The 12,696-nt window shown below is 64.2% G+C and carries 9 protein-coding genes; 4 read left to right on the forward strand and 5 right to left on the reverse strand.

Annotation, left to right across the window (positions count from 1 at the left end; all coding sequences use genetic code 11):
* Nucleotides 1-23: 23 nt before the first annotated feature.
* Complete coding sequence (locus NI2_RS02150; protein WP_067485288.1) at nucleotides 24-905, reverse strand: LysR family transcriptional regulator; 882 nt, start codon at nucleotides 903-905, stop codon at nucleotides 24-26.
* Between the two features lie 136 nt (nucleotides 906-1,041).
* On the opposite strand from NI2_RS02150, the gene NI2_RS02155 reads away from it, so the two are divergent.
* Both NI2_RS02155 and NI2_RS02160 read left to right on the forward strand, forming a co-directional pair.
* The gene (locus tag NI2_RS02155; protein ID WP_243749760.1) at nucleotides 1,042-2,448 is read left to right on the forward strand and encodes an MFS transporter; all 1,407 of its coding nucleotides are present in this window, start codon (nucleotides 1,042-1,044) and stop codon (nucleotides 2,446-2,448) included.
* Complete coding sequence (locus NI2_RS02160; protein ID WP_067485295.1) at nucleotides 2,445-2,930, forward strand: pyridoxamine 5'-phosphate oxidase family protein; 486 nt, start codon at nucleotides 2,445-2,447, stop codon at nucleotides 2,928-2,930. The genes NI2_RS02155 and NI2_RS02160 overlap by 4 nt, the downstream gene beginning before the upstream one ends.
* A 44-nt stretch (nucleotides 2,931-2,974) precedes the next feature.
* Here NI2_RS02160 and NI2_RS02165 read toward each other — a convergent pair whose 3' ends face one another.
* The gene (locus NI2_RS02165) at nucleotides 2,975-3,616 is read right to left on the reverse strand and encodes a TetR/AcrR family transcriptional regulator C-terminal domain-containing protein (RefSeq protein ID WP_084475785.1); all 642 of its coding nucleotides are present in this window, start codon (nucleotides 3,614-3,616) and stop codon (nucleotides 2,975-2,977) included.
* Between the two features lie 84 nt (nucleotides 3,617-3,700).
* Here NI2_RS02165 and NI2_RS02170 point away from each other — a divergent pair, with 84 nt between their 5' ends.
* Nucleotides 3,701-4,699 carry an NAD(P)-dependent alcohol dehydrogenase gene (locus NI2_RS02170; protein ID WP_243749759.1) on the forward strand — a complete coding sequence of 333 codons (999 nt, stop codon included), beginning with the start codon at nucleotides 3,701-3,703 and terminating at the stop codon, nucleotides 4,697-4,699.
* Here the strand turns inward: NI2_RS02170 and NI2_RS02175 are convergent.
* Nucleotides 4,696-5,835 (reverse strand): GDSL-type esterase/lipase family protein, encoded by a 1,140-nt coding sequence (locus NI2_RS02175; RefSeq protein ID WP_067485897.1) that lies wholly within the window; start codon nucleotides 5,833-5,835, stop codon nucleotides 4,696-4,698. The genes NI2_RS02170 and NI2_RS02175 overlap by 4 nt on opposite strands.
* A gap of 107 nt (nucleotides 5,836-5,942) precedes the next feature.
* Here NI2_RS02175 and NI2_RS02180 point away from each other — a divergent pair, with 107 nt between their 5' ends.
* A complete protein-coding gene (locus NI2_RS02180) occupies nucleotides 5,943-6,410 on the forward strand; it encodes a MarR family winged helix-turn-helix transcriptional regulator (RefSeq protein WP_067485298.1) in 468 nt (155 codons plus the stop codon).
* Between the two features lie 481 nt (nucleotides 6,411-6,891).
* Here NI2_RS02180 and NI2_RS02185 read toward each other — a convergent pair whose 3' ends face one another.
* Nucleotides 6,892-7,275 carry a hypothetical protein gene (locus NI2_RS02185; RefSeq protein WP_067485301.1) on the reverse strand — a complete coding sequence of 128 codons (384 nt, stop codon included), beginning with the start codon at nucleotides 7,273-7,275 and terminating at the stop codon, nucleotides 6,892-6,894.
* The gene (locus NI2_RS35515) at nucleotides 7,275-12,695 is read right to left on the reverse strand and encodes a putative T7SS-secreted protein (protein ID WP_067485304.1); all 5,421 of its coding nucleotides are present in this window, start codon (nucleotides 12,693-12,695) and stop codon (nucleotides 7,275-7,277) included. Before NI2_RS35515 ends, NI2_RS02185 begins: the two co-directional genes overlap by 1 nt.
* Between the last annotated feature and the right edge of the window lies 1 nt (nucleotide 12,696).

A 12,696-nucleotide genomic window follows, 5' to 3' on the forward strand; every position in this document is an offset into this window, starting at 1 on the left:
TGATGATCTTGCTCGGAGTGGCGTCAGCGCACGGTTTTCGAGGTCGCGACGGCGGTCTGGGTGAAGGCCCGGACCATGGCTGTTTCGCCGCTGCTGCGCCAGACGAGTCCGTAGGCGACCGGGGCTGTGTCGGTGAACGGGAGATACGTGATCGTGGGGCGGGCGTAGTAGTCGGCGCCCTGTGCCGCGCATACCGCGACACCGCGATCCGCCGCGACCAGTGTGAGCAGTTCCTGCCACGACGTGGCGGCCTCGATCGGTCGGGTGCCGTCCGATGGCGACGGAATGAACGCGTCCAGGAAGTACTGCGGCAGACCAGCGATCGTGATGCTGGTTTCGCCCTTCAGATCCTCGACGCTCACCGCGTCGCGGTCGGCCAGCCGATGTCCGGCCGACACGGCGAGGACCCGCTGGTCGAAGAAGATCGCGGGCCCGGAGACGAGATCCGGTTCGTCCACCGGGAATTCGATGAGAGCCAGATCGAGGGCGCCTGCGCGTAACGGGCCGTAGCGATCCGACAGCTGAACCTCACAGACCACCACCTCGCAGTCGGGATGGTCGGTGCGGAACGCGTCCGCGATCCGCAGGATCGCCTCGCCGGCCAGGGGACTGGAGAACCCGGCTGCCAGGGTGCCGCCGATACCGCGTGCGGCGTCGGTGGCCCGCGCGAGCGATGCCACGATGCCGAGGTGATGCGGTTCCAGATCGGCGAACAGACGCCTGCCGATCGGTGTGAGCGAGACCCGGCGGCTGGTGCGGTCGAACAGCGGCGCGCCGATGCGGTGCTCGAGCGTTTTGATCAGCTGGCTCACCCGGCCACGCGACAGGTGCAGCCGCTCGGCGGTCCGCCCGAAATGCAACTCCTGCGCGAGAATCCGGAAAGCCTCGAGCTCCTGCCAGTCCATCTACCACCCTCCATGATCGGTTAGTCTGCCTAACCGACGCGTTAGAACTTTACCGTTGTTCCCGGCATCACCGCTGCTCGAAGCTTGATTCCTGCCACCCGTCCCAGGGTGGCGGGGTGTCGAGGAACGGATGGAAATGGTTCTGTTAGAAGCCGACAGCGACCGCATGAGCGGTCGCGTGTGGGGGATGTTGCTCGTCTTGTGCGCGGCGATCTTCCTCGAAGGCGTGGATGTGTCGATGATGGGCGTCGCGCTCCCCGCGATTCAGGCCGACCTGGGGATGACAACCGGCGAACTGCAATGGGTGGTGAGCGCCTATGTGCTCGGGTACGGCGGTTTCATGCTGATGGGCGGACGGGCCGCCGACCTGCTGGGCAGGCGCCGGATGTTCCTGTTCTGGCTGGCGATGTTCCTGGTCTTCTCCGGCCTCGGTGCCTTCGCCGCCGACGGCTGGGTGCTGATCCTGTCCCGGCTGGTGAAGGGCATCGCCGCGGCGTTCCTCACCCCGGCGGGTCTGTCCATCATCACCACCAGCTTTCCCGAGGGCCGGTTGCGTAACAAAGCGCTGCTCGTCTACGCCGGGACGGCCGCGGCCGGGTTCTCGCTCGGCCTGGTCGTCGGTGGTCTGCTGACCTCGATCGACTGGCGATGGGTCTTCATCGCGCCGGTCTTCCTGACGGCCGCCGTGCTGGCCGCAGCTATCGTGCTGGTACCGAAAGACGAACCGGCCGAGCGTTCTTCGGGCGGTTTCGACGTGACCGGTGCGGTGAGCGTCACCGGCGCCGTGTTGCTGCTCGTCCTCGCGGTGGAGCGGTCGACCCATGTCGGCGCGGTGCAGACCATCGCCATGTTGGTGATCAGCGCGGTATTGCTCACGGTGTTCGTGCTCACGGAGCAGCGCTCGCGTTCGCCGCTGGTGCGGCTCGGCATTCTCGCGTCGGGCCCGCTGGTGCGCGCCAATCTCACCGCGATCCTGTTCTCCGGTTCGTTCTTCGCCTTCCAGTTCATCGCGGTGCTGTACCTGCAGCAGTTGCGTGGCTGGTCGCCGCTGCAGACCGGTCTGGCCCTGCTGGCCATCGGCATCGATGCCGTCCTCGCGCCGACGCTCACACCGTGGCTGGTCAACCGGTTCGGCAATGTCCGGGTGATCTTCGGCGGCCTGCTCACCGCCCTGCTGGCCTACGCACTGTTCCAGCCGATCGGTCTCGACTGGACCTACGTCGCCATGTTCCCCAGCATGATTCTGCTCGGCCTGGCCTTCGCGCTGGTCTACGGGCCGCTGACGATCGCCGCCACCGACGGTGTCGTCGAGGAGGAACAGGGCCTGGCCGGTGGGCTGCTCAACACCTCGTTCCAGTTCGGCGCGGGCCTCGGCCTGGCGATCGTCACCGCGGTCAGCACCGCAGCGATCGGGGCGGCCACGGCGCCGAGCGCGATTCTGGACGGTTACCGGACGGCGTTGCTGGTGCCGATGGTCGCCGCGGGTCTCGGTGCGCTGGTCATGGTCTTCGGTCTTCGCTCGCCGGTGCGGGTGACCGCATGACGATCACAGTGGACTCCTTCGCCGCGATCGAGGAGGAATTCAACGCCTACGTGGGCGCCATCGTCTCGGCGACCATGGTCACCGTCGACGCGAAGAACCGGCCACGGACGCGGGTGCTCATTCCCGTCTGGGAGGTGGTCGACGGGCAACCGCTCGGCTGGCTGGCCACCTTCAAGACCCGGGTCAAGGCAGCCCACATCGCGGGCAACCCGTACACCAGCTTTTCGTACTGGGAGCCGAGGAACAACTCCGTCGCGGTCGACGCGCACGCCGAATGGGTCGACGACGTGGACGTCAAAGCTCATGTGTGGCGCCTGTATCGCAAGACGAGCCCACGCGGCGCCGGTTACAACCTCGGCGCCTTCTGGCACTCACCGAGTGATCCGCGGTTGCATGTGCTGCGGTTGACGCCGTGGCGGGTGCAGGTCATTCGTGGTGTGGATCTGCGCAGCAGGATCTGGAAGCCCGCTGCTACACGATGAATTCGGCGATCCACCCCGGCGATCGTCGGGGTGGATCCGGGTTGTCAGCGACGGAGCAGGCCGGCGAGTCCTTCGAGAAGCAGATTCAAACCGAAGGTGAAATCAGCTGTACCCGAATGTTTTCCGTCGATGACGAGCGAGGCCAGAGTGTGCATGTGCGGATGCGTTTCGGTGGGGATGAGCGGAAGGAATTCCTCTGCGGACGAAGCGTATTCGGAGGGATCGAGGGGGAAATTGACGGCTTGGAGCGTGAAGCCGTAGATGTGGCTGTCGAGGGCGTTCCAGGCCCGGTCGGCTTGTTCGTAGGTGAAGCCCGCAGCGATCAGGCAGGCCAGGGTCGCTTCGACATAGCGCAGCATCGCGGGGCCGACATTCACCCGGGAGCCAAGCAGGCCGGTGGCCCATCGGTGCCGGAGCAGGACCTCATGGGCCGAAATCGCGCGACGGCGTAGTTCTTCCTGCCAGTCACCACCCGCCTCGGGCACGTAGATCTCCTCGACCACCAGGTCGATGAGCCCGTCGAGGATGTCCTCCTTGTGGGCGACATGGTTGTACAGCGACATGGCTTCGACGCCGAGAGCCTTGGCGAGCTTGCGCATCGACAGCGCGTCGAGGCTCTCCGCATCGGCCAGGGCGATCGCCGCCCGCAGGATTCGTTCCCTGCTCAGCGGGGTACGTGGCGGCATGTTTTCCTCCTTGACCTACTTACGGCGTAAGCGTAGCGTCTGAGGTCAGCGACTTACGCTGTAAGTGCGAAGGAGGGGTCGCTCATGACCGATGTGGATACCGAGCGGATGACGGCATGGGTGGCACCGCGTTACGGTGGTGGGGAAGTGCTGCGCACGGAAATCGTGCCTCGGCCGGTGCCCGGTGAGCGGGACGTGGTCGTCTGTGTGCATGCGGCATCGTTGTGCAGCGGCGACCTGCATTTACTCAGTGGCACGCCGTATTTGCTCCGTGTGGGCTTCGGGTTGCGCAGGCCGAAGAATCGAATGATCGGCCAGAATCTCGCCGGTGAGGTTGTTGCTGTCGGTGCCGAGGTCAGTGAATTCGAGGTCGGAGACCGGGTTTTCGGTGAAGTACCCAGCGGGGCGTTCGCCGAGTTCGTCCGCGCCGACGTGAAATGGTTTGCCCTCGTGCCCGACGGCCTGGACATGGAAACAGCCGCTGCCATGCCGGATTCTGGAATGACCGCCCTCCAGGGCTTACGAGACATCGGCAAGCTCGCGCCCGGGCACCGAGTGCTCGTCAACGGCGCATCGGGCGGGGTGGGAACTTTCGCGGTGCAGATAGCGAAAGCCCTCGGCGCCCACGTGACCGCCGTCTGCAGCACGCGCCACATCGAGATGGTCCGCGAAATCGGCGCCGACACCGTCATCGACTACACCACCACAGATTTCGCCGCCACCGGCGAGGTCTATGACATCATCTTCGACCTCGCGGGCAACCGGAAGCTCCGCGACTGCCGCCGCGCCCTCGACTCGGAAGGTGTCTTCATCTCCTCGGCAGGCGCACCGGGCGGCAACTGGTTCGGCCCGATCCGCTGGCTCGGTTCGGTCCTCGTCGCCAACCTTTTCACCCGTCAAACCCTCAAACCACTCCTTATGCGCCCCACCGCCGCCGATTTGACCTACTTGGCCGAGCTGGTCGCCCAGGGCCAGGTGCGACCGGTGATCCAACGGAGTTTCGCTCTGTCGGACACACCGTTGGCGATCCAGGCGTTGCAAGCGGGGCATGCCTCGGGCAAGACGATCCTCACCGTGCCTTAGTCCGCGCGGAAGAGAGCGGCAAGGTCGACGGTGTGCGCCATCGCCGCGGCACCCGCATCGTTGAGGTGCATACCGTCGCCGCTGTCGAATTCGGGCCGGATGAAGTCGGGGCGCGCGGGGTCGGCCACCGCACGGTCCACATCGAAGACGGAGTCGAAAATGTCTGTCCGGCGCAGCCATTCGTTGACCGCGTGACGGGTGGGCTGTGTCTCCACGAGCGGCATGCCGGGATAGACGCAGCCGGCGTAGGGACCGATGGTCGCGACGTGGATGCGTAGGCCCGCGGCGTGTGCGCGGTTCGCGAGATCGGTGAAACCGGCGATCAGTTCGTCGGCGGTCGCCGAGGGCTGCCCGCCCATCGCACCGAGAATCAGGTCGTTGATGCCGAAATTCACCAGGATGTCGGTAACGCCGGGAACCTCGATGGCATCGGAATCGAAACGTGAGATACCGGATTCACCGATCTCTTCTGCGGTCAGCCGGTTGCCCGCGATGCCGTTGTTGACCACCCATCCGTGAGGGAGTCGGTCGTTGAGGACATCGACGGAACGACGGTTGGCGCTCACTGTAGTGCCGACCCCTTCGAACCAGGAGTCGCCGAACGCCACGGCGATCGGCGGCGGGGTGGCGTCGAGAACGTCCACGCCGGTGACGAAGAACCGGAACGGGACTTCCTGCGCATCGGGGAGTTCCACATCAGCGGTCCGGTCGCCGGTGACGAGATAGGAGATCTCGCCCGGCTGATGGGCAAACGTCGCCAACCCCGTCGATTCAGGCAGGTACAGGCTGAGCAACAGGTCTTGGCCGGCGGCAACCGGCAGGTCGATCGGATCGCTCACGAGATCCGCACCCGGCTCGATGACCGCGCTCGGCTCACCACCGAAGCGAATCTCATGATCGGCATCGGAGTCGATCGCCGAGCCGGCCTTGCGCAGCGCCACCCGAGCGGCGCCGATGCGCAGGGGCGTCGCGCCGTACCGGTTGGTCAGACGCACCCTCATCGCCGTACCACCGCCGGCCATGTGGAGGACATGGCGCACCGTCTCGTCCGTGAACTCGCGTGATTCGGCGAGCTTGATCTGCTCATCGGGGTTGATGACACCGTTCCGGAACCCGGCGACCCAGTTGTTCTGCATGACCACTCCGATACTTGCTGCGCGGAATATTGCGTACGCATAGGTCTACTCGGAGATATTCCTCATGTCAACAATCCCCACGGCAAGCATCGACTAGGGTGCTTCACATGTCCGAACTGTTCTACGACCCCCGGCTGACCATCTCCGGCCTGCTCTTCGAGGCGCACAGCGGACTCATCGCGAAGCTCGAACCCACCTGGCACGCCCACGGCCTGTCCGGCCTCGACCTCAACGCCCTCCTCCGCCTGAGCCGATCCCCCAAGCGCCGCCTACGCATGTCCGACCTGGCAGCCCAAACCGAACTCTCCACCAGCGGAGTCACCCGCCTGGTCGACCGCCTGACAAAGTCCGACCTCGTCGAACGCCAACTGGACCCCACCGACCGCCGCATCGCCTACGCATCCCTAACCCCCACCGGCCTCCACCGCCTCGAAGAAGTCCTCCCCGACTACCTGTCAGCCCTCGACACCTGGCTCATCGACGTACTAACCCCCACCCAACTCGACGGCCTGGTCACCGCCCTCCGCATCCTCCGCGACGCAACCAACCCGTCAGCAACCGCCATCGGGGAGTGATGTCTCGCTGAACGCAGAACCGGCGTCGACGATGAATGCACCGATGGCCGAGCGGCAGCTCGATCGCCTCGGCGAGGCAATCCTGTTGCAATCGTGGATGTTCCGCAACTGCCCTCGAGTAGCGACAGTGAAGGCTGCGGCTTACTCGCCCTGCGCGCCGCATTTCGTCCCAGAGTCCGTCCGTGTCGTTGCGGCGCAGCTTCCATCGGCGATGTGCAGACATCAGTTGAAGGCGACATGGGGCTTGGCAGAAACTACTTAGAGTTAGCCCAGAACCATCAGTTAACTCAACGTGCTCAACCTGTCGGGTGAAGTCCAGTAGGGTCGAACGGATGCTTGGAGGGGTTGGACCCAGCCCTAAAAGCGTGTCTCATGTCGTGATTAATTGCCAAGGTTTCGGGATATCCGGTCCGACGGCCCGCGGAATCTCCCTCTGCCGCCAGTCGTCAGTTCTCCCGGTTCATCCGAACGGCTGCCAATATCAGATGCCGGTCGGAAATATGGAAATCACACTCGGGGAAACGCAAACTACTTGGCCTACGTGCATTTCGCTGGATTGGCTTTGGATTTCAAGCAGGAGGTTTCCTGGCTTGAGGTCTAGGGCAATGATCCCGTCCTCGTAAACGGTATTGACGGTGCCACAGACTTTAAGTCCCTCATCCTTCAGATAAATCCCCTCTCTAGGGGAATTAGAGCCACACACTTCAATTTTTGAGTGTTCATCGTCCACCTCTATCTCCACGTCGTACTGGACACCACCGACGCCCGGGCTCGTGCCAACCCACACTGCGGGCCACTCGCCGCCGTGTGACCTGACCATGCCGGACTTGCCGGTCGGCATGTCGGTCAGCAGGGTTACCAGCATTACCATGCTCCCTTCGGGAAGGGCACCCGAACAACTCGGTTGTCGAGGTGCCATGCGTTTGCGGTGGGATTATAGGTCCATGTTTCTTCGTGATAGTGAAATTTGGTTGGCTTGCTACCCATTTCGTGGTTACCGAACCGGATGCTGCGGGTTCCGTCTTCTGAGACGACTCTGTTTGGATCGGGAAGGCCGGTGCGCGGATGCAGGTTTGTGTGCTCGCCGGGACCGAGAAATTCGTCCCACCGCGCGGGCACATCAATGGGTTTCACTGGTTTGGGATGATTGTGCTCTTGCTCTAGGACTGGCGCGTTCGCTTTTGCATGGTCAGCACCTTCGCACCCCGCATCTGGCATGAGACCGAGCGGATCGGTCCACCGCGTCGGGTTGTATGGATAGCTGTAAGGATTGGGAGACGGGTCTAGTCCAAGTGGGTCAGGTGTAAGGAAGCGTCCGCAGTTCGGATCGTAGGTACGGGCAAAATTAAAGTGCAAGCCGGTTTCGGCATCATAGTATTGGCCGCAGAATCTCAGTGGTGACCGAGCAGGGCCGTTCCAAGTAGTCCTTCCCCATAGATCTGTGGTTGTTGTGCCAGTTATCACGCCATTCGCTGGCATCAGCAACTCGGTCGGCAGACCCGATTTCCCTGAAATGGCGGCGAACAGTTCGCCAGCACCCAGCGTGGGTTCGGATTTCTCGCACTGAGATAGAGGTCGATACGTTCCTGGCTCGTACTGCCATTGAGTCACCGTTCCCGATGTCCGCTGTTCGACTAAGCTCATTCGGTCGTAGGTGTACTCCACGCGGCTGCTGAACGAGGTGCCGGAATCAATGGTGCATTGCTTACTGATTCGGCGGCCGAGTGCGTCGAAGGTGTACTGCCACCATTCACCTTCTGGTGTGTACACGTCGGTCAACTGGTCGAAGGCGTTGTAGCGGTAGTGCCAGACGGCGGGTTTTCGGGAGATTCGGGTGGTTACTTTGCGGATGAGGCGGCCGGCGGGGTCGTAGTAGTAGTAGTGGTTGCGGCCGTCTCGGACGAGGAGGTTGTTGTGGTATTCGCGGCCTTCCATTCGCTGGGGGGCGGCTGGTTCGGCGGGGTCGGGTGAAGGGGTGGGGAGGCTGGCGGTGATGTTGGAGAGGGGGTCGTATTCGTAGGCTTCGGTGAGGGTGTTGTTGCGGGTGATGGTGTTGACTCGGCCTATGGGGTCGAGGGTGTAGGTGGCGTGGGTGGGAGGTGTGTCGGGGCGGGTGGTGGTGTGGTGGGTGAGGTAGCCGTCGGGGCGGTAGGTGTAGTCGTCGCGGCGGATGGTGAAGGGGGCGGGGCGGTTTGCGGTCGAAGGGCCGAAGTCGCCGAGGTCGAGGGTGAATTCTTCGGCGGGGAAGCCGGTGACTTGTTGGGTGGCGATGTTGCCGGTGAGGGTGAAGGTTCGGTCGATTTGGACTTCACCGACGCGCCAGCCGGTGAGGCGGCCTGCGGGGTCGTGGTTGAACGAGATCTCGGTGTCGTCGGCGTGGAGGGCGGTGACCTGGCCGAGGGTGTTGTGGCGCCAGGTGGTGACGGAGCCGGTGGGGGTGGTGCGGCGGATGCGGCGGCCGCGATGGTCGTAGTCGTTGACCAGGGGTGGTTGGTCGTCGAGTTGTTGGGTGGCGACTTGGCCGGTGGGGGTGTAGGTGAATCGCAGTGTGTGCGTGATGGTTTCGTCGGTGCCGTTGACGGCGGTGAGGACGCGGCCCGCGGGGTCGTGGGTGTAGGAGAGGAATTCGCCGGTGTCGGCGGTGATGGACGTCAGGTTGCCGAGGATGTCGTAGCGGTGGTGGCGGGTGACGCCGGTGGCGGGCGTGACCGTCGCGACGCGGCCGGTGATGGTGTGGGTGTATGTGGTGGTGGCGCCGGTGTAGTCGGTTTCGGCGGTCAGCCGGCCCGCGAGGTCGTATTCGTAGGTCCAGCGTTGGCCGAGCGGGTTGATGACGGCGATGAGCTGGCGTTCGGTGTTGTAGAGGTAGCGGGTGGTCGAGCCGTCGGGGTCGGCGCGGGTGGAGACTTTGTCGAAGCCGCCGTAGGTGTAGCGAGTGACGCCGCCGTTGCGGTCGGTGTGGGTGAGGAGATTGTTCTCGCCGTCGTAGGTCCAGGTTTCGGCGAAGCCGTCGGGGTCGATCCGCCGGGCGGGGCGACCCAAGGGCGTCCACTCGTAGCGGGTCGTCTGCCCCAGTGGGTCGGTGACCTCGACGGGACGGCCGAAGGGGTCGCGGCGGATTTCGGTAGTCGCGCCGTAGGGGTCGGTAATGGTGACCGGCAGACCTGCCGCGTCGACGTCGATACGGGTGACGGCCCCGTCCGGGTCGCGTACTTCACTGACCGCCCCGCAGGGATGGTGTTTGTATTCGGTGCGGGCGCCGGCGGCATCGATGATGGCGACGAGGTTGCCTGCTTTGTCCCACTCTCGATGCACGGTTGTGCCGTCTGGCTGGGAGATGGCGGTGGGACGGTTGGCATAGGCGTACTCGACGGCGATATCGGTGCCGTCCGGGCGGATGATCTTTGCTACGTCACCGTCAGAGGTGTACTCGTAACGGGTGATCGCACCGTCGGGTTCGGTGACCTGCAGTGGTTTACGGGCGGTGTTGTAGTCGATATGACGGCGGCCGCCGTCGGCAGCGCGGAAGTCGCGCAGGCGTAGGTCGTTGTCGAATCCGTAGCCGGTGACGCCGCCACGGGAGTCGGTGAGCCGGGTGAGACGACCCGTGCCGTCACCGAGTTCGAGGTATTCGTAATCCGCGTTGAACACACCGTCGGCGCCGCGCTGGGTGATGACGCGGCCTGCGTCGTCGTAAGTGTTGACCACCCAGCTGCCGTTGGAATCCGTCCACGACAGCATCCGGTGGTGTTCGTCGTAGGCGAAGCGGGTGATTCCACCGACCCCGTTGACCTCCGAGGTCAATTCGCCGTTCTCGTACCCGAATTCACGCACCGGCACAACGGTGTCAGCTACTTCGTCTGCCACAGAGATTGTGGTGACGCGACCGTTGTCGGTACCAAGAAGAACACGGTAGCCACCGGAATGGGTGACCTCTACCGGATCACCATTGCTGTTGTAGTGGAACCTGATTCGATTATGGTGGCGGTCGGTTATCGCAGAGATCGCGAAATTGCCGAGAAGAGTATCGATACCGCCGAGCACGGGTTCGGGTGCGAAGTGCCACACCACCTCGCGGTCGGGGTCCCATAGACGGTATCCACCCGTCTCCGTGCGAGTGAGTTTCCAGCGCTGACCACCGGTGATCGGCTCGACACCGACACCGACCTCGGCATGTGGATAAGGCAGAAGCATGCCGTCGTCGAAAACGACCGTGACGCACTCGTCTTCGACCACGACGCGCATGTCCAACGTCGCCGACCAGGAAGGGCCGAACCAACGGCCGAACCGGTAGTTGGAATGGTGGGCGCGTTTCAGCACCAACCGAAGGACGCCGGGCAGATCGAGATCGGTGAGCGGAAGGAGGAATTCGCCGGTGGCCAAGTTGACCGGATCGCCGCCTTCGGAGGTCTGGTCGCGCGTGCTGTTACTGGCGGGACCGCCGTCGTCCGCCTCTTCGCCCACACTGGGTTTGCCGTCGCCACCGGCGTCTACCTCGGAACGAACGTGAGGATCACCGTTGTTGTTCGAGCCATCTTGACCACCGGGTTCGGTGCTGTGGGACGGGTCGCCGTCATTGACGGTAGCGGGATCGTCCGCCTCGGGGGAGGGTGCCCCTTCTTGTTTGGGAGGAGTGTTGTCATTTCCGTCCGGCGTGGTGTCGTCGCCGCTCTGGGACGACTCGTCTGTATCCGGCTTCGGTTGGCCGACAGGCGGCTCGTCAGCGTTGTTCGGGTTCGGTGCCGGTTCGTTGGGCGCATCGTTGTCCGGTGTCGCAGCGGCGGGTGGTTCCGGCTTCCCGCTCTCGGGGCCATTGTTGTCGGGTGTGGAATCGCCGGTGAGGGTCGACGGGTTGTCAGCGGGGTTCGCCACAGCAGGCTCGCCCGATTGCCCGTCGGGGTTGGCGGGGGCGGGGTCGCCCGCTTGCGCGGCTGGGTTGGTCGGTGGCGCGTCAGGAGAGGTGCCTGCCGGGTTCGCGGCGGGAGCTTCGGGCGTGGCGGGCGGGTTGGCTGCCGGTGGATCGCCGACAGTGGCCGCGGGGTTCGTTGCCGGTGCGGAGGGATTGTCCGGGGGATCGGCAACCGACTGGGCAGGCGCGGATGGCGCCTCGGGCGCGTTTCGCCCGCCTGCACCGGCGGCGTTGTCGAGGACGTTGCGGGCGGTGTTGCCCGCATCAGCCACATCGGTGACCCGGTTCACGGTGCTGGCAGTCAGCTTCGCGGCGCCGCCGGCGCCACCCGTCGCGAGGGTCGTCAGGGCATCGCCGGTGAGGGCTCCCAACGCCTCGGTCGGATTCGCCTTGAACCCGGCGAGCATCGCGGAGGCAGTCGCTTTCGGGTCTGCGGCCGCGAGGATCATCCCCGTGCTCATGTCCGACATCTTCGACATGTACTCGGCGGGGTGCGTCGCGTTGTACAAATCCAACGGATTGATCGACCGCACGAATTGCACCAGGCCGGTCAGCGAGGTCAGCAGCCCGGTCGTGATATTTGCCTGAGCGTGCTCCATCATCGCGCCGAGGTCTTCGAAATTGCTTCCCCAACGAGACAGGAAAGGTGGCTCTTCCGGCGCGGTCTCCGTGGCGGCGGTAATTGCCGTGACGGCCGTGTTCGCCGCATTATCCCGTTGTGTACGAGCACCGTTGAGAATGGATCGGGCCTCGTCGCGCATGGCGGTCCATGTGTCGGTCAGGCTCTTGTCCTTGCGATCCTTGTCGGACTTGGCGTTCCACTCGTTTTTCCGATCGCGTTCCTCGTTGTCGGCGGCTTGCCATTTCGCGATCGCCTCGGCGGCTTTGGTCTGTGCGGCCTCGACCTCGTGCACCCAGGCATCCAGGGCGCCCTTGGCCTTGCCCATCGCATCTGCGCCGTCCCACCACAGCTTCGGCTGTTTGGCGAATTCCTCGTGGAATGCCGTGGATGCGTCACCGGTCCAGTCGGAGACATCGATCTTTCGGAGAGCGTCACCGGTTTGGTCTATCGCCGTACCGATCTGACCGAGTTGTTCGGCAACCTCTCGGATCTTGGCCGGCTCACCGCGGATCAGCTCTTTCGGATCGGTGGTTTCGCCGAGCTCCTTCTCCGGCACCGCGCCACCGGTGGCGTCGACGATCTTGTCGCCCGCGTCGTCGAGCCACTCCGACAACCCGTCCGCACCAACCGCTTTCGCCGCGCCCGACCACGTGTCCAACGCAGAGTTGTAGGCCTGACCGACCTTTTCGGTCGCGGACTCGAGACCCTCTTCGATGGAGTCACCGAGATCATTGATGAAATCGCCGATACCCATG

The sequence above is a fragment of the Nocardia ignorata NBRC 108230 genome, from assembly GCF_001612905.1.
GTDB classification, from domain to species: Bacteria; Actinomycetota; Actinomycetes; order Mycobacteriales; family Mycobacteriaceae; genus Nocardia; species Nocardia ignorata.